This is a genomic window from Actinokineospora guangxiensis (assembly GCF_042657845.1).
GTDB lineage: Bacteria > Actinomycetota > Actinomycetes > Mycobacteriales > Pseudonocardiaceae > Actinokineospora > Actinokineospora guangxiensis.
Map to the genome: position 1 here is coordinate 395,391 of NZ_JBHSKF010000004.1, position 18,173 is coordinate 413,563.

Below are 18,173 nucleotides of genomic sequence, written 5' to 3' on the forward strand. Positions count from 1 at the left end.
CTCACCGAGCGCCCGGGGCCGAGGTTCACCCGGTCAGGCCGGGACGGAAGCCACGCCTTGGGCCAGGAACGGCTTGCCGTTGACCTTCTCCGCGATGCCCTCGCGGTCCAGGAACGGGGTCGCGCCGCCCAGCCAGAAGGGCCAGCCCGCGCCGAGGATCATGCACAGGTCGATGTCCTGGGCCTCGGCGACGACGCCCTCGTCCAGCATGATCCGGATCTCCTCGGCGACGCCCTCCAGCGCGCGCTGGCGGACCTCCTCGCCGGTGAGCGGGTTGTCGCCGAACTGCCACAGCGCGGCCACCTCGGGGTCGACCGACGGCGTGCCGGTCGCGTCCCACTGCCACACCGCGGTCTTGCCCGCCTCAACGAAGCGCTTCATGTTCTCACTGACGCCGAAGCGGTCCGGGAACGCGCGGTGCATGGTCTCGGCGACGTGCAGGGCGACGGCCGGGCCGACGAGCTGCAGCAGCACCAGCGGGGTCATCGGCAGGCCGAGGTCGTCGGTGGCCTTGTCGGCGACCTCGAACGGGGTGCCCTCGTCCAGCGAGCGCACGACCTCGCCCATGAAGCGGGTCAGCAGGCGGTTGACCACGAACGCCGGGGCGTCCTTGACCAGCACGCAGGACTTGCGCAGCGACTTGCCCACCGAGAACGCCGTCGCCAGGGTCGCGTCGTCGGTCTTCTCCGCGCGCACGATCTCCAGCAGCGGCATGACCGCGACCGGGTTGAAGAAGTGGAAGCCGACCACGCGCTCGGGGTGCTTGAGCGTCGAGGCCATCTCGGTGATCGACAGCGACGAGGTGTTCGTCGCGAGCACGCAGGTCTCGCTGACGTGCGCCTCGACCTCGGCGAACACCTTCTGCTTGACGCCCATCTCCTCGAACACGGCCTCGATGACGAAGTCCGCGTCGGCGAAGGCCGCCTTGTCCATCGAGCCGCTGACCAGCGCCTTGAGCCGGTTCGCGCCGTCGGCGGACACCCGGCCCTTGGCGGCGAGCTTGTCGACCTCGCCGTGCACGTACGCCACGCCCTTGTCCACGCGCGCCTGGTCGATGTCGGTGAGCACCACCGGCACCTTCAGCTGGCGGGCGAACAGCAGCGCCATCTGCGAGGCCATCAGGCCCGCGCCGACGATGCCGACCTTGGTGACCGGGCGGGCCAGGCCCTTGTCCGGCGCGCCCGCGGGCCGCTTGGCGCGCTTCTGCACCAGGTTGAACGAGTACAGGCCCGCGCGCAGGGCGTCGGACATGAGCACGTCGGCCAGCGCCTCGGTCTCGGCGGCGTAGCCGCGGTCGAGGTCGTTCTCCCGGGCCAGCTCCAGCAGCTCCAGCGCCTTGAGCGCGCCGGGGGAGGCGCCCTTGGTCTTGTCCTGCACGATCCGCCTCGCGCGGGCGACGGCGGCGTCCCAGCCCTCGCCGCGGTCGATCTCGCGGCGCTGCGGCTTCTCGCCGGCCAGCACGCCCGCCGCCCAGGCCAGCGACCGCTCGATGAAGTCGGCCGAGCCCAGCAGCGCATCGACGATGCCCAGCTCGACGGCCTGCTTCGGCTTGAGCATGCGGTTCTGCGACAGCGCGTTCTCGAAGATCACCGTGACCGCGGCGTCCGGGCCGATCAGGTTCGGCAGCAGCTGCGTGCCGCCCCAACCGGGGAACAGGCCGAGGAACACCTCGGGCAGCGCGATCGCGGCGGTGTTGTCGCTCAGCGTGCGGTAGTGGCAGGACAGCGCCAGCTCAAGACCGCCGCCCATGACCGCGCCATTGACGAAGGCGAAGGTCGGCACCGGGGAGTCGGTGAACCGCCGGAACACGGTGTGCCCGGCCTCGGCGATCTTGTGCGCCAGCGCGCGGTCGGCCACCTGCTCCACACCGGACAGGTCGGCGCCCACGGCGAAGATGAACGGCTTGCCGGTCACCGCGATCGCGGCGGGCTCGGCGGCGAACGCGGCGTCCAGCGCCTCGTTCAGGCTCACCAGGCTCTGCGGGCCGAAGGTCGACGGACGGGTGTGGTCGTGCCCGTTGTCGATGGTGATCAGGGCGACCTTGCCGATGCCCGGCGCGGTGAGCACGCGGGTGACGGCCTTCGTCACGACCTCGTCGGGGAAGGCGGCTGCGGCCTCGTCCTTGGTGAACATCACTTCTCCCCGTTCCAGTGCGGGTTCTCCCAGATGACCGTTCCGCCCATGCCGATGCCGATGCACATGGAGGTCAGGCCGTAGCGCACGTCGGGGCGCTCGGCGAACTGGCGCGACAGCTGCGTCATCAGCCGCACGCCGGAGGAGGCCAGCGGGTGGCCGCAGGCGATCGCGCCGCCCCACTGGTTGACGCGCGGGTCGTCGTCGGCGATGCCGAAGTGGTCGAGGAAGGCCAGCACCTGCACGGCGAACGCCTCGTTCAGCTCGAACAGCCCGATGTCCTCGATGGACAGACCGGCGCGGGCCAGCGCCTTCTCCGTCGCCGGGACCGGGCCGATGCCCATGACCTCGGGCTCCACGCCGACGAAGGAGTAGCCCACCAGCCGCATGCCGACCGGCAGGCCCAGCTCGCGGGCGGTGGCCTCCTCGGCCAGGATGCAGCCGGTCGCGCCGTCGTTGAGGCCGGCGGCGTTGCCCGCGGTGACGCGCCCGTGCGGGCGGAACGGGGTCTTCAGGCCCGCCAGCGTCTCCACGGTGGTGCCGGGGCGCGGCGGCTCGTCCTCGGTGGCCAGGCCCCAGCCCAGCTCGGCCGAGCGGGTCGCGACGGGGACCAGCTCGGGGCCGATCTTGCCCGCCTTGACGGCGTCGGCGTAGCGCTCCTGGCTGCGGGCGGCGTACTCGTCGCAGCGCTGCTTGGTCAGGTGCGGGTAGCGGTCGTGCACGTTCTCCGCGGTCTGGCCCATGACCAGCGCGGTCGGGTCGACCAGCTTGTCGGCCACGATGCGCGGGTTCGGGTCGACGCCCTCGCCCATGGGGTGGCGGCCCATGTGCTCGACGCCGCCCGCGATGACGACGTCGTAGGCGCCGAAGGCGATGCCGCTGGCGGTCGTGGTCACCGCGGTCATCGCGCCCGCGCACATGCGGTCGATGGCGAAGCCGGGGACGGACTTGGGCAGGCCCGCCAGCAGGGCGGCGGTGCGGCCGATGGTCAGGCCCTGGTCGCCGATCTGGGTGGTCGCGGCGACGGCGACCTCGTCAACGCGCTCCGGGGGCAGTTCGGGGTGCCTGCGCAGCAGCTCCCTGATCACCTTGACGACGAGGTCGTCGGCGCGGGTCTCGGCGTACATGCCCTTCGGCCCGGCCTTGCCGAACGGCGTGCGCACACCGTCGACGAAGACCACGGTCCGAACGGCGCGCTCGGGTGCTGCCACGAGTGCTCCTTCGAGGGTTGGACTACTAGCCGGTAACCATCGTAGCCAATGTTACCGATGAGTAGCACGGCACCGTGGGGCGTGTCGTCCGACACCCTCCGGTGGCGGGTTCAGCCTGCGAAACCGAGGGCGTCGGCCTGGGCTTCGACGGCGGCGGCGTAAAGGTCGTCGGCGGGAGCCAGGGGGCCGGTGAACTGGCCGAAAAGCTCGGCGCTGACGAGGCCGATGAGCTGGGCCCACGCGGTGGTCACGGTGACCATGGCGCCGGGGGCGATGGGGGAGCCGAGTTCCCGGGCGACGACGGCGATCTGGTCGCGGAGGCGAGGGGTGGCGAAGGCGTCGGGGGCGTCGGCGGCGATGGCCGCCAGGAGCCGGGGCAGGCGCATGGCGGGGGCGACGGTGGTGCGCGGGGCCTGGTAGCCGGGGACGGGGGAGCCGTAGATGAGGGCGTACTCGGCGGGGTTGGTCTTCGCCCATGCGCGGAACGCGCCGCAGGCCGTCGTCCACCGCGCGCGCCGGGTGGCCCCGTCGCCGAGTCCCTGATCGGCGGCCTCGACGGCGTCCCCGAGCGCGTCGAGGGCCTGCACGATCAGCGCGGTCAGCAACTCGTCCCTGCTCGGGAAGTAGCGGTACAGCGCCGACGACGCGAACCCCAGGGCCCGTGCCACACTCCGCAGGGACAGGCTGTGCGGCCCCTGCTCCCGCAGCTGCCTGCGCGCCTCCGCCGCGATCTCCTGCGCGATGTCCTCCCGCGCCCTGGCCCGTGCCGTCCGCCCACCCGTCATGATCCGCACTGTACGCGGATCACTGCTCACATCCGAGAGCACCGCTCTCGACTCGGCGCGCCGCTCTCCGAACCCTCCGGCCTTCGGCGTCGCGGGCGGAAACCGGCCCAGCCCGGCCCGCGGTGCTCCGGGGAGCAGCGCGGGACGGGCTGGGAACGGGACGGGCTGGGAACGGATGGGTCGGGGGTCAGGCCGTGGCGAGGGCGAAGACGTGGACCGCGCCGTTGTTGGGCAAGGTCACCAATTCCACCGTCTTGGCAGGGTCGAGTGGGATGGAGTTGGCGAAGACGCGGTACTGGTAAGCGGCGTCGCCGTAGCCGTTGGGGCGGTTGCGGCCGGTGGAGGAGGCAACGAGGGTGGCTCCGTGGGCGCCGGCGTCCTGGAAGGACCAGTTCGGGAAGCCGAGGGTGGCCGTGGTGCTGGTGCCGTCGGTGTACCAGACCGTCACCGTGCTGGTGGCGCTCGTGCTGGAGCCGGACCCGAGGAAGACCAGTTTGCCGCCCTGGCCGGTGAACTCGATGGTCTTGCCGCCGCCCGCGGCGTTGTCCGGCGTGCCGACCGGCGAGGACGGCCAGCGCAGGGTCGCGCCCAGGGCCGTCACCGCCGCGCCGGGGGTGATGCCCGCCTCGGCGAGCTTCTCGGCGGAGAACGAGTTGCCCGAGCCGTCGAAGTCGCCCTTCGCCGGGTCGGCTTCCGAGGAGACCGCGACACCGCCGAACGCCGCGGGCAGGTTCGCCAGCGGCGTGCCCGAGCGCTCCAGGCGGGTGCCGGCGGCGATGCGGGCGCCGTCGCCGCCGGTGTAGGTGGCGGTCGCGGAGAACTGGCGCACGGTGAACGCGGCGGGGCGCTCCGGGACGTGCACGAGGAACTCCACCGTCGCCGTGCGGCCCGGTGACAGCGAGCCCTTGACCGAGCGCGACGCCGGATAGGTGGTCCAGCCGATCGGGGCGGTGAAGGTCACGGTCAGCTTCGACAGCTTGGCCGTGCCGCCGTTGCGCACCGTGACCTCCACAGTGGACACAGCAGGCCCGTCGAGGTCGACGGCGCCGATCTCGACGGCGACGCCGGAGGCCGCCGCGGCGGCCGGGACGGGGACCGCGAGGGCGATGCCCAGAGCGGCGAGCAGGAGCAGGAGTCGTGCGCGCATCATCGTCCCCTTCAGACGGTCGCGGGCATCGGGGTCGGGCGGGAGTCCAGGCCCACCCTCGGCACCATCCACTGGCCCCTGGTGAAGTCCGGCACGCGCACGGGCTTTCCGCCGCGCTCCAGCGACTGCACGCTCAGCGGCACCGGCGAGCACCAGACCGCCGAGTCGTAGACGTCGATGTCGGGCACCTGGCCCAGCCGCATCTGGTTGACGATGCGCCACTGGAGCAGGTAGTCGATGCCGCCGTGCCCGCCCGGGTTGTTCTCCCCGATGGTCTTCCACAGCCAGTGGTCGAAGCGGTCGCGGTACGGGCGGAAGTCCTGCCAGGCGTGGCCGCCGTGGTCGGGCTCCAGGTAGATCCGCGCCGGGTAGTCCTCGACGATGCCGCGGCTGCCCGCCAGCGAGTTGATCCGGCTGTAGGGCCGCGGCGAGCTGACGTCGTGCTCGGCGCGGATGACCCGCCCGCGCTCGGTCTCGATCAGGCAGGTGACCAGGTCGCCGTTGACGTAGGTCTCGTTCCACGACGGGTGTCCCTTGGGCACGTGCCGGGCGCGGTAGTCGGCGAGGCCGCGCGGGGCGGTCGCGGTGGCGGCCAGGGTGGTGAAGCGGTCGCCGCGGTTGACGTCCATGCACGCCGCGATCGGCGCGAGGCCGTGCATCGGGTAGAAGCTCGCGGTGCTGCGGGTGTGCCACTTCCTGCGCCACGCGTCGGTGTAGTAGCTGTCGGAGAACAGCAGCTCGCGCAGATCGTGCAGGTAGCCGCCGTGGCCGTTGGTGATCTCGCCGAAGACGCCCTCGTGCGCCATCTTCAGCATGGCCAGCTCGTTGCGGCCGTAGCTGCAGTTCTCCATGAGGAACAGGTGCTTGCGGGTGCGCTCGCTGGTGTCGACCAGGTCCCACAGCTCGGCCAGCTCGGTGGCGATCGGCAGCTCGACGCCCACGTGCTTGCCGCCCAGCAGCGCCGCTTTGCCCTGCGCGTGGTGGAACTCCCACGGCGTCGCGATGTAGACGAAGTCGACGTCGTCGGCGCTGAACAGCGACGTGTCGGTGCCGTGCACGGCCGGGCGCGGCTTGCCGAGGGAGACCAGCCTGTCCGCGGCGGAGACGGCGCGGTCGCGGCGCACGTCGTGCACCGCGGTGATCACGCAGCCGGGCACCGCGGCCCAGCTGTCGAGCATGCCGCGACCCCGGTTGCCGAGCCCGACCAGGCCGACCCTGACCTCGCGGTGCTCCTCGAACGGCACGCCGATCATGGTCTGCTGCCCGCGCTTGCGCTTGGGGTCGGCGCCGGCGCGGTCCGGGGCCGCCGTCGCCACCGCGGGCATCGCCGCCAACGCGCCCGCGGCGAGCGCGCCGCCGAACAGGGATCGTCGGGAGACGTTGAGCATGTCCGTCATCGATCACCACTCCCAGTGGGGGGTCGCAGGGATGCTCATGACTGTGCTTTGACGCGCGAAAGATGTCAAGAACTGCTTTGAATCATCCACTTTCCATCATCTTCAAGCATCGAGGCTGAAAAGAAGCGCAGCCAGAAACGCCCGCGAGCGCACAGGCGCTTGCGGGCGTCGAGAGGTGGGGGACTACGCGCTGGCGCGCAGCGCCTCGGTCAGCGGAGGGCCCGCCAAGGCGATCTGCCACTCGCGGGCCCCGCCCGCGCGCAGCGCGCCCGCCACCGACTCGGCGTCAACGGACTCCGGCGGCTGCCAGCAGGTCCGGCGGACCAGGTCGGGCTGCAGGATGTTCTCCACCGGGAGGGTGTGCGCCTCGGCCAGCGCGGCGAGCGCGGCGCGGGCCGCGCCGAGGCGGGCGGCGGCGTCGGGGTCCTTGTCGGCCCAGCGGTTGGGCGGCGGCGGACCGTCGTTCGGCGGGGACGGGTCGGGCAGCTCGGACTTGGGCAGCCGGGCCGCGGTGCGCAGGGCCCGCAGCCAGGTGCCGGACATGCGGCGCTGGGCGCGGCCGCGGAAGACCGGCAGTTGCAGCAGCGCCGACTCGTCCTCGGGGTTCGCGGCGGCCGCGGCGATGATCGCGCTGTCCGGCAGGACCCGGCCGGGGGCGATGTCGCGCTGGCGGGCCAGCCCGTCCCTGGTCTCCCACAGGGCGCGGACCGCCGCGAGCCCGCGCGCGTTGCGCACGCCGTGGATGCCGGAGGTGCGCCGCCACGGCTCCTTGCGCGGCGGGGCCGGGGGAGCGGTGCGCAAGGCCTCGAACTCCTCCAGCGCCCAGTCGAGCTTGCCCTGCGACCGCAGTTCCTTCTCCAGCGCGTCGCGCAGCGGGACCAGCAGTTCGACGTCGAGGGCGGCGTAGTTCAGCCAGTCCATCGGCAGCGGCCTGCGGGACCAGTCGGCCGCGCCGTGGCCCTTCTCCAGGTGGTAGCCGAGCAGTCGCTCGACCAGCGTGCCGAGGGCGACGCGCTCGAACCCGGCGAGCCTGCCCGCCAGCTCGGTGTCGAACAGCCTCGGCGGACGCAGGTCCAGCTCGGCCAGGCACGGCAGGTCCTGGGAGGCGGCGTGCAGTACCCATTCGTCGGTTGACAGCGCCTCGATCAGCGGATCGATGCGGTCGTCCAGCGCGACGGGGTCGATGAGGAAGGTGCCGGCGCCCTCGCGGCGTACCTGGACCAGGTAGGCCCGCTGGGAGTAGCGGTAGCCGGAGGCCCGCTCGGTGTCCACCGCGATCGGACCCGCGCCCGCGGCGATGGCCGCCGCTGCGGCGTCGAGCGCTGCGGCGTCGGCGACCACGTCCGGGGTGCCGTCCGCGGGCTCGGTGAGCGGAACGGGGATGACGTCGGGTCCCTGGCCGGATGTGGTCACGGCGCAAGACCCTACGGCACGCGCCCACCTGCGGCGCGTGAATCAGCAGCAGTCGTGTGGCTGGGCCATGCCCAGCCCAGCCACACGACCGCTGATGCCTAGCGGATGACGCCCGCGCGCATGGCGAGGGCGACCATCTGGGCCCGGTCGCCGGTACCCAACTTGCGGCCGATCCGCGAAAGGTGCGACTTCACCGTCAAGGCTGACAGGTTCAGCGCTTCGCCGATCTCCTTGTTGGACTGCCCGTCCGCGACCAGCTGGAGCACCTCCACCTCGCGCGCCGAGAGCTCGCGCGGGGTGTTGTCGGTGCCCGGCACCCTGGTGCCCGTCGCGAGGACCGGCGCGACGCTCGGGTCGGCGTAGACGCCACCCTCAAGCACGCGACGGACTCCGTCGGTCACCACCACCGGCGACGCGGACTTCAGCAGGTAGGCCTGAGCGCCCGCCTGGAAGGCCGATCGAACGGCGTAGGGGTCGTCGGACGAGGCGAGCACGACGATCCGCGGCCAACCGTGGCTGCGGAGCTCCGTGACCAGCTCGATCCCGCTACCGTCCGGCAGACCCAGGTCGAGGATCGCCAAGTCGCATGGCCCGGTGGCCTGCGCTCGCGCCCTCGCCTCGGCCACCGTGGCGGCCTCGTGCACAGTGCCCGCACCCATCTGGGTGAGTCGGGCTGCTATCGCCTCCCTCAACAGTGGGTGGTCATCGACCACCAGCACTGAGAACAGCTCTTCCCGCGGGTGCGGGACCATGTTGGCCGGCAAGGAGCCGGCTGGCGTGGTTCGAACGGCCTGACCTAAGCCGACGGCAGCCACGTCACTACCTCCCTGGAGTCGGTCGTTGCCCCCCCGACCGGCACTGGGACTTTCGACCAAACAGCCGCGCCGCCGTTGGACCGAAAGTGGTGTCGACAGGGGCAGCCTAGCCGCCCAAGCGGGTTAGCGGGACGATCAATCGGGTATGTATCCGATCGGGTTGTGACAGACGGCAGTTTTCGTAACACGTTCGGGTGACTCGCCAGGTGGTGACGTAACGGAAGGGTCTAGCTACACGATGAAACGGAGTCACGGGTAGTGGTCAACCCCCATCTGGAGGCGGCGCGCGCCGTCCTGGCGCAGGCCCCGCTGGTCGACGGCCACAACGACCTGCCGTGGACGCTCCGTGATCGATTCGGTTCGGACCTCTCCGCCGTCGACCTGACCGTCGAGCAGTCGTCCACGCACACCGATCTGCCGAGGTTGCGGCGGGGAATGGTGAGCGGACAGTTCTGGTCGGTGTACGTTCCGAGCTCGCTCAGCGGGCCCGAGGCCGTCACCGCCGTGCTGGAGCAGATCGACCTCACGCACGAGATCATCGCCCGGCATTCGGACCAGCTCGCGCTAGCCCAAACGGCTGAAGCTGTCGAAAGTGCCTTCGACCAGGGGAAAGTCGCGTCGTTGTTGGGCGCGGAGGGCGGCCACTCCATCGGCGGGTCGCTGCGGGTCCTCAGCGTCCTGCACCGCCTCGGCGTCCGGTACATGACCCTGACTCACAACGACAACACTCCCTGGGCGGACTCGGCGACCGACGTCCCCGCCGTCGGCGGCCTGTCCGATTTCGGCAGGCGGGTCGTGGCCGAGATGAACCGGCTCGGCATGCTGGTCGACCTGTCCCACGTCGCGGCCACCACCATGCACGCCGCCCTCGACGTCGCCTCCGCTCCGGTGATCTTCAGCCACTCGTCCTGCCGCGCGGTCACCGACCACGTCCGAAATGTGCCCGATGACGTGCTGGAACGCCTTCCCGGCAACGGCGGTGTCCTGATGGTGACCTTCGTGCCGCAGTTCGTCTCGCAGGCCGTCGCCGACGTCGACGGCGGCTCCGGCGCCACCGCGCCGCGCGCGACGATCGCCGACGTCGTGGCCCACTTCGACCACGCGCGCGAGGTCGTCGGGGTCGACCACATCGGCGTCGGCGGCGACTACGACGGGTGCCCGGACATGCCGGACGGCCTGCCGGACGTCGCCTCCTACCCCGAGTTGTTCGCGGCTCTGCTGGAGCGCGGATGGAGTGCGTCCGACTGCGCCAAGGTTGCTGGCCGTAACGTCCTACGAGTGCTCCAAGCGGCCGAAGACGCCGCCGCCGACCGGCGGTAAGCGGTAACCGGCAACGAAGAAAACTGGCAACAGGTAAAAAGTGCCGGTGCGCCTCCCCGCGGTCACATCTGGCAACCGGTAAGGCCTATCCGCGTGATCGAACCTGCCTAGCGTCAGCCGGGCCAGACGTTCTTCCGCGAAAGGACAGGCGTGAACCGAACCTCAGGCGCGCTGCGCACAGCGGCCGCGCTCGGACTCACCGGGGCCGTGATCGCAGGCCTCGCAGGCACCCCGGCCGCCGCCGACGACGGCGTGCTCCGCGCCAACCAGGCCATCGCCCGCAGCTGCTTCGACGCGCCGCTGCGCGCGGGCACCCGGGGCACCGCCCACCGCGACGTCACCTCGGGCGTCGACGGACTCCTCCAGGCCCGCCTCGCCCCGCAGGGCGGCGGCGTCGGCGACTGGGACGTCGCCGTCTTCGACCAGGCCACCGGCGCGCTGGTCGCCGCGTCGGCCGCGCTGCGCTCGGTCGAGCTGGCCGAGGGCTTCGTGACCGCCGGGCAGCGGCTGACCGTGCAGGCCTGCCGCTACGCGGGCTCGGCGGGCCAGGTCCGCCTCGGCGTCGACTTCCTCGCCGTGGCGCCCGCGACCGCCGCGCCGCAGCGCGCCGACATCGTCCGGGTCGCCACCCCGACCCGGGCGCACAAGGACCGGCTCCTCGCCCTCGACCTCGACGTCACCGAGAAGGCCGACGCCACCGGCGTCGAGGTCGTCATCGCCACCGACGCCGACCGCCGCACCCTCGCGGGCAGCGGGCTGGCCAGTGAAGTCGTCCGGGCCGACATCTCCGCCCGCTCCATCGCCAACGCCGAGACCGACCGCGCCTACGACCGGCGCACCGACCGCTCGCCGCTGCCCTCGGGCCGCACCACCTACCGCCACCTCTACGACTACGAGTACGAGATCAAGGAGCTGGCCCGCCGCCACCCCGACCTGGTCCGGGCCTTCACCCTGCCCGAGCGCACCTGGGAGGGCCGCGACGTCGTCGGCGTCGAGATCGCCACCGACGTCCACGACCTCGCCGACGGCAAGGCCGTCAACTTCCTCATGGGCGTGCACCACGCGCGCGAGTGGCCCGCGGGCGAGCACGCCATGGAGTGGGCGCACGAGCTGGTCACCGGCTACCAGCGCGACGCCCGCATCCGCTCGCTGGTCGGCAAGACCCGCAACGTCGTGGTGCCCATCGTCAACCCCGACGGCTTCTCCGTCTCCCGCGAGGCCGAGCCGCGCGGGGACTTCTCCCGCTTCGACTACGAGATGAAGCGCAAGAACTGCAACGTCAGCGACTCGCCGGAGAACATGCGCACCGGCACCTGCGCGGCCAACCCGGCGGGCAGGCTGCGCGGCACCGACCCCAACCGCAACTACGCGGGCTTCTGGGGCGGCGCGGGCGCGTCCTCGTCCTGGTCCAGCGACACCTTCCGCGGCTCGGGGCCGTTCTCCGAGCCGGAGACCCGCAACGTCCGGGCGCTGGTGTCCACCCGGCAGGTGACCAACCTGATCACCCTGCACACCTACTCCAACCTGGTGCTGCGCGTGCCCGGCGTCGCCGACGTCCGCGCCCCGCTCGACGAGCCCGCCTACAAGGCGCTCGGCGACCTGATGGCCAGCCGCAACGGCTACACCAGCCAGCCGTCCTGGCAGCTCTACGACACCACGGGCTCCACCGAGGACTGGTCCTACTTCGCCACCGGCGGCTGGGGCTTCACCTTCGAGATCGGCCCGAACGAGTTCCACCCGCCCTTCGCCGACGGCGTCGTCGCCGAGTACGCGGGCCTGGCCCCTGCGGCGGGCGCGGGCCGCGGCGGCAACCGGGCGGCGTTCCTGGACATGCTGGCCAACGCCGCCGACCCGGCCGCGCACTCCACGCTCATCGGCTCGGCGCCGCGCGGGCACAAGCTCCAGCTGCGCAAGACCTTCCAGACGCCGACCTCCCCGGTGCGGCAGCCGGACGGGTCGGTGGGCGCGCCGCTCTACGTGACCGACACGCTCACCTCCGACCTCGTCGCCGACGGCGGGCGCTTCAGCTGGGCGGTCAACCCCTCGACCCGGCCGTTCGTCGCCGGGCGCTACGGCCGCGAGCCCCAGGCCCCGCCGCAGGCGGCGATCACGCTGGCCAACCCGCCGGGCATCCCCGCGGAGAACCCCAGCTACCCCATCGACCAGACCGCCGAGGTGGTGCCGTTCCGGGTGAGCGGCCTGCCCGCGGCCGACAACGGGAAGCTGACCGTCTCCGTGGGGTGGGGCACCGCAGGCACCGACTGGGACCTCTACGTCCTCAACTCCGCCGACGAGGTGGTGGCCACCTCGGCCAGTGGCGGCACCAATGCCGAGGCCGCGGTGATGTTCGACCCGCCCGCCGGGGACTACCGCGCGGTGATGGTCAACTACGAGCAGGCCGACCCCGCCGCCCCCGACGACTGGTCGGGCCTGCGGGTCGACTTCGCCTCGCCGCTGCCGCCGATCTACGGCCCGAAGGAGCCCTACACGCTGACCTGCTCGGACAAGCGCGGCAGGCTCGTCGGGATCGCCGAGGTCTTCGTCGACCGCGGCCAGACCCTCGACGTCGGCGAGGTGTGCACGAGGTCCGCGCGCGAGGGCAAGCGCCGCCGCTGAACACGTGCGGGTGAACAGCGAAGATCCAGGTTGCGGGCTGATGTCCGCCTTACTCCACTGATCGAGGTGACCTTGGACGGTTAGGGGAGTGGCTGTGGCTCGGTTGGCGTGTGCTCGTGCTGGGGTCGCAGTCGCTCTCACCGCCCTGCTGGCGCTGGTCCTGACGGTGGTCTCGGTCCGGCCCGCGCACGCCGAGTTCGCCACCGGCGGCGCGGGCCGCTTCCTCGGCGCCATCGACTGGTTCTCGTGGGGCGCGCACGGGACGGCGCTGCCCGACGCCGGGTTCAGCAAGACGCAGACGCGGACCGTCGGCGACCAGACGATCGCCGTCACTTGCTCGGTGTCGGGCATCAGCGGCAACGCGGGCGCCAACAACCTCTACGGGTACCGCCCCGGCTCCTGGCAGGGCGACGGCTTCGACGACATGTACAACGTCGGCGGCACCGGCGGGGCCAACCAGCTCGTTGTCGGCCTCGGCACGTCCAACCGCATCGTCACCTTCGACTTCTCCTGCTCGGGCACCCTCAACGGCACCCCGTTCCCGCTCGGCGGGCTCGTGCTGGCCGACGCCGAGCAGATGGCGACCCAGGGCAACGAGTTCATCGAGGCGACCATCCCGCAGTCGGCCACCTGGCGGGTGATCGACCGCTACCGCTCGGCGGGCTGCTCCGGGCAGACCGAGCTGACCCGCTCAGCGGCCAACACCCTCACCTTCGGCCGCTCGACAGCCACGTGCGCGGCCGGTCCGGCCGTCGTCGGGTTCATGGAGGGCGCGTCCTCGGCGAACGTCCGGTTCCGCGGCGGCGGGCAGACCGCGATCGCGCTCGGCGTCGTGCTGTCCTTCGACCGCGGCGACGCCCCCGCGAGCTACGGCGAGGCCGTGCACCTGGAGCAGTACGGCTTCTCCGGCGGCACCATCCCGGCGGGCACGACAGTGCTCTCGCACAGTCCCGACCTCCAGCTCGGCGCGAGCGCCCAGCCGCCGGTCCGCCTGGGCGCCACCGTCGACCCGGAGGACGCGGTGCTGGCCGGTCCTGGCGCCACCGGCGACGACACCACCGGCAACGGCGTCTTCGGCCCGCCCGACGACGAGGACGCGATAACCGATCCCGGAACGATCGAGGTGGTGGCGGGCGGCACCTACGCGGTCACGGCCGCCTGCACGGGAACCGCGACGGTGGCGGGCTGGCTCGACTGGAACCGCGACGGCGCGTTCGGCGCGGGCGAGCGCTCGGGGCTGACACCCTGCACGGGCTCGGCCGAGCTGGTGTGGACCGTGCCCGCCGACGTCCGCCCCGCCCTCGACGCGCCCACTTACCTGCGGCTGCGCATCGCCTCGTCGGCCGCCGACCTCGCCTCGGCCAGCGGTGTCGCGCTCTCCGGCGAGGCCGAGGACCACGCGCTGCGCGTCGCCGTGCCCACGATCACGGTCACCAAGTCGCTGCCCGCGCGTGCCGACGGCGACGACCAGTTCACCGTGCGGGCCACCAGGAACGGGGCCGAGGTGGCGAGCGCCACGACCGCGGGCGAGCAGACCTCGGCGACCTCGGGCGCCGTGGCGGTCGAGCCGGGCTCGGGCTACCGGATCGCCGATGTGGCCGGCGCGTCGGCGAACCTGGCCGACTACGTGCCCGCGGTGTCCTGTGTGGATGGCATCACCGGGGACGCTGTCGCGGTGACCGGATCGGCGCCGGAGTGGGCGCTGCCCGCGCTGGACGCCGACGACCAGGTCCAGTGCACGGTGACGAACACCCTCGCGCGGCCGGCGGTCCTGCTGACCAAGACCGCCGGGCCGCTGACCGACGTCGACGGCAACGGGCCCGACGCGGGCGACACGGTCACCTTCGGCTTCACCGTCACCAACTCCGGCAACGTGGCGCTGAACCCCGTCGTGGTGTCCGACCCGGTCGTGGGTCCGGTCACCTGCCCGTCCGGGCCGCTCGCGCCGGGGGCGTCGGTGGTGTGCGACCCGGTGGCCCGGCCGGTGACCCAGGACGAGGTCAACGCGGGCACGCTCGTCAACACCGCGACCGCGACCGGGACCGCGCCGTCGGGCAAGACGGTGACCAGCACGGACTCGACCACCACGCCGATCCCGGTCACCCGGGCGCTGGTGCTCGACAAGTCCGTCGGCGAGTTGGTCGACGGCGACGGCAACGGCCCCGATGCCGGTGACACGCTGGAGTTCTCCTTCCAGGTCACCAACACCGGGAACGTGCCGCTGGACCCGGTCGTGGTGTCCGACCCGGTGGTGGGCGCGGTGACGTGCCCGGCCGGGCCGCTCGCGCCCGGGGCCTCGGTCTCGTGCGACCCGGTGACCAGAGCGCTGACGCAGGCCGAGGTCGACGCGGGCGTGCTGTCCAACACCGCCACCGCGACCGGCACCGCCCCGGACGGCGGGAAGGCCACCAGCACCGACCACACCAGCACGTCGGTCGTGGCGCTCCCGGCGCTCTCGCTGGTGAAGTCGCCGTCAGCGGTGTCCGATGTAGACGGCAATGGGCCGGACGCCGGGGATACCGTGACCTACGGGTTCCTGGTGACCAACACCGGGAACGTGACGCTCGACCCGGTCACGGTCGCTGACCCGAAGGCGGGTCCGGTGACGTGCCCGGCCGGGCCGCTGGCCCCCCGGGCGTCGGTGGAGTGCACGGCGGCGGCGTACGTCCTGACGCAGGAGGACGTCGACGCGGCCGAGGTGGAGAACACGGCCACCGCGACCGGGACCCCGCCGTCGGGGGAGCCCGTCACGGCCGAGGACAGCGTCGTGGTGCCGATCGCGGAGCAGCCGTCGGTGCGGATCGTCAAGATGGCCTCGGCGGTGCAGGACGTCGACGGCAACGGACACGACGCGGGCGACACCGTCGGGTACTGGTTCACGGTGATCAACACCGGCAACCAGACGCTGGACCCGATCACCGTCTCCGACTCCAAGGTGGGCCCGGTGACGTGCCCGGCCGGGCCGCTGGCCCCCGGGGCGTCCGCGGAGTGCACGGCCGCCCCCTACGTGCTCAAGCAGTCCGATGTGGACGCAGGCAGGGTGGACAACGAGGCGACGGTGGAGGGGCTGCCGCCCTCGCTGGTGCCGGTGGTGGCCTCGGACACCGCGACGGTGGCCGTGGTTCGGGCGCCGCTGATCTCGCTGGTCAAGTCGGTGGACTCGGTCGAGGACGTCGACGGCGGCGGCCTCGACGCCGGCGACACCGTGGCCTACGGGTTCACCGTGACCAACGCCGGGAACGTGACGCTGGACCCGGTCGCGGTCGCTGACCCGAAGGTGGGTCCGGTGACGTGCCCGGATGGGCCGCTGGCCCCAGGGGCGTCGGTGGAGTGCACGGCCGCCGCCTCTGTGCTGACCCAGGCGGACGTGGACGCGGGCGAGGTTCCCAACACGGCCACGGCGACCGGCACCGACCCGTCCGGGGGCACGGTCTCCGGCGACGACAGCGCGACGGTCCCGATCCCGGCGGTGCGCGACATCGGGCTGGACAAGACCTCCGGGCCGGTGGTCGATGTGGACGGCGACGGTGTGGACGCCGGTGACGAGATCCGGTACGGGCTGACCGTGACCAACACCGGCAACGTCACGCTCGACCCCGTGGCGGTCGCCGACCCGAAGCTGGGCCCGGTGACGTGCCCGGCCGGGCCGCTGGCCCCGGGGGCGTCGGTGGAGTGCACGGCCGATCCGTACGCGCTGACCCAGGCCGACGTCGACGCGGGCGTGGTGGAGAACACCGCCACCGCCACCGGCACGGACCCGTCCGGGGTCGACGTCACGGCCAAGGACTCCACACAGACCGCCATCCGCGCGTCGGGGGCGATCGGCCTGGAGAAGGCGGTCGCGGAGATCGTCGACCGCGACGGCGGCGGAGTCGACGCCGGGGACGCGATCCGCTACCGCCTCACCGTGACCAACCCGGGCGCGGTCACGCTGCACGACGTGCGGGTGACCGACGCGAAGCTGGGCCCGGTGACGTGCCCGGCCGGGCCGCTGGCCCCCAAGGCGTCGGTGGAGTGCACGGCCGATCCGTACGTGCTGACCCAGGCCGACATCGATGCGGGCAGGGTGGACAACACAGCGGTGGTCACCGGGCTGACACCCGCCGACGATGTCGTCGTGGACCGGTCCACGGCTGTCGCGGAGCTGGGGGCGAAGGCCCGCCTAAGCCTCGACAAGGCCGCGTCCCTGCGGGACCGCGACGGCGACGGCAAGGCCACGCCGGGAGAGACGATCGCCTACACGTTCACCGTGCGCAACACCGGCGCGGTCACGGTCTCCGACGTCGTGATCAACGATCCGGCCGTGACGGCGAGCTGTCCGAGCGGGCCGCTCGCGCCCGGGGAGAGCGTGGTGTGCACCGGGGAGTACGTGGTGAAGGCCCGCGACATCCGCGGCGGGGTCGTCCGCAACACCGCGACCGCGGGCGGGCGGACACCCGACGGCGGGACCGTGGTGTCGCCGCCGGACTCCACCGAGGTCCCCGCCGTGGTGCCGGAGCCGCCGGTGCCGCCGAGGCCCAAGCCGCCGAAGCCGGACCCGGACGTGCCGCCGCTGCCCGACACCGGGGCGTCGGTGGGGGTCGGCCTGGGCATCGGGGCCGGGCTGGTGCTCATGGGGATGTGGGCGCTGCTGCTCTCGCGCAGGCGCGGGTGAGGCAGGCGGTGACGGGGTCGTGATCGGACCCCGTCACCGCGGTGTCAGGCCGGGTGGGGGACGGCGGAGAGCAGCGCGTGGAAGTACTCCGGCCGCTGGGTGGAGAACAGGCCGTACCAGGCCTCAAGCGCTTGCGGCGTCATGACGCCGAGCCTGCGCAGGGCGGCGCGGGCGAAGTCCACCGGGGCGACCGAGCTGGCCGTGATCAGGTCGCCGTCGGCGACCGCGACGTCGGTCGAGTAGTAGCCCTCGCCCCGATAGCCCGGCGCCAGCTGCTTGAGGGCGTCCAGGTCGTTGCTGGTGTGCGGGCGGCTGTCGAGCAGGCCCGCAGCGGCCAGGGCGATGGTCGCGCCGCAGATCGCGGCCACCGGGACGCCCGCGTCGAGGAAGCGGGCCGCGGTCGTGATCGCCGGGGCGTGCTCGGGGGTGTCCCACAGCTCGGCGCCGGGCAGGACCAGCAGCGCGCTCTCCTCGGGGGCCAGCTCGTCCAGGGCCAGGTCCGGCGTGATGGTCAGCCCGCCCATCGTGCGCACCGGCTCGCGGGTGGCGCCCACCGTGCGGACCGGCAGCGCGCTGCCCGGCTCGGCGAAGAAGCGGCCGGTGTTGAGTTCGGCGGTCAGGTAGCCGACCTCCCAGTCGGCCATCGTGTCCAGAACGTAGAGGTGAGCGCTCGTCATGTCGG

Annotated in this window: 11 protein-coding genes; 3 read left to right on the top strand and 8 right to left on the bottom strand. The window is 72.6% G+C overall.

The features are described 5' to 3' along the window. Positions 1–33: 33 nt before the first annotated feature. The 7 genes from ACFPM7_RS12160 to ACFPM7_RS12190 form a co-directional block, all read right to left on the bottom strand. Complete coding sequence (locus ACFPM7_RS12160) at positions 34–2,133, bottom strand: 3-hydroxyacyl-CoA dehydrogenase NAD-binding domain-containing protein (RefSeq protein WP_378247103.1); 2,100 nt, start codon at positions 2,131–2,133, stop codon at positions 34–36. Beyond that, positions 2,133–3,344, bottom strand: coding sequence for a thiolase family protein (locus tag ACFPM7_RS12165; protein WP_378247105.1), 1,212 nt, complete (start codon positions 3,342–3,344; stop codon positions 2,133–2,135). Before ACFPM7_RS12165 ends, ACFPM7_RS12160 begins: the two co-directional genes overlap by 1 nt. 110 nt (positions 3,345–3,454) lie before the next feature. Next, positions 3,455–4,129, bottom strand: a complete 675-nt coding sequence (locus ACFPM7_RS12170; protein WP_378247107.1) for a TetR/AcrR family transcriptional regulator — start codon at positions 4,127–4,129, stop codon at positions 3,455–3,457. 187 nt (positions 4,130–4,316) lie between these two features. Beyond that, a complete protein-coding gene (locus tag ACFPM7_RS12175; RefSeq protein ID WP_378247109.1) occupies positions 4,317–5,276 on the bottom strand; it encodes an NEW3 domain-containing protein in 960 nt (319 codons plus the stop codon). 11 nt (positions 5,277–5,287) lie between these two features. Further along, a complete protein-coding gene (locus ACFPM7_RS12180; RefSeq protein ID WP_378247111.1) occupies positions 5,288–6,673 on the bottom strand; it encodes a Gfo/Idh/MocA family protein in 1,386 nt (461 codons plus the stop codon). Between the two features lie 183 nt (positions 6,674–6,856). Then, positions 6,857–8,086: an HRDC domain-containing protein gene (locus tag ACFPM7_RS12185; RefSeq protein WP_378247113.1), complete on the bottom strand. Its 1,230-nt coding sequence runs from the start codon at positions 8,084–8,086 to the stop codon at positions 6,857–6,859. Between the two features lie 98 nt (positions 8,087–8,184). Beyond that, positions 8,185–8,901, bottom strand: coding sequence for a response regulator (locus tag ACFPM7_RS12190; protein ID WP_035282988.1), 717 nt, complete (start codon positions 8,899–8,901; stop codon positions 8,185–8,187). A 258-nt stretch (positions 8,902–9,159) separates the two neighbouring features. Between ACFPM7_RS12190 and ACFPM7_RS12195 the strand changes: the two genes are divergently transcribed. The 3 genes from ACFPM7_RS12195 to ACFPM7_RS12205 all read left to right on the top strand — a co-directional run bounded on the left by ACFPM7_RS12195 (position 9,160) and on the right by ACFPM7_RS12205 (position 17,491). After that, the gene (locus ACFPM7_RS12195; protein ID WP_378247116.1) at positions 9,160–10,221 is read left to right on the top strand and encodes a dipeptidase; all 1,062 of its coding nucleotides are present in this window, start codon (positions 9,160–9,162) and stop codon (positions 10,219–10,221) included. A 150-nt stretch (positions 10,222–10,371) separates the two neighbouring features. Further along, positions 10,372–12,837: a M14 family zinc carboxypeptidase gene (locus ACFPM7_RS12200; protein WP_378247118.1), complete on the top strand. Its 2,466-nt coding sequence runs from the start codon at positions 10,372–10,374 to the stop codon at positions 12,835–12,837. Positions 12,838–12,931: 94 nt separating this feature from the next. After that, a complete protein-coding gene (locus ACFPM7_RS12205; RefSeq protein ID WP_378247120.1) occupies positions 12,932–17,491 on the top strand; it encodes a CshA/CshB family fibrillar adhesin-related protein in 4,560 nt (1,519 codons plus the stop codon). Positions 17,492–17,535: 44 nt separating this feature from the next. Here ACFPM7_RS12205 and ACFPM7_RS12210 read toward each other — a convergent pair whose 3' ends face one another. Next, the gene (locus tag ACFPM7_RS12210) at positions 17,536–18,168 is read right to left on the bottom strand and encodes a type 1 glutamine amidotransferase family protein (protein WP_378247122.1); all 633 of its coding nucleotides are present in this window, start codon (positions 18,166–18,168) and stop codon (positions 17,536–17,538) included. Positions 18,169–18,173: the final 5 nt, after the last annotated feature.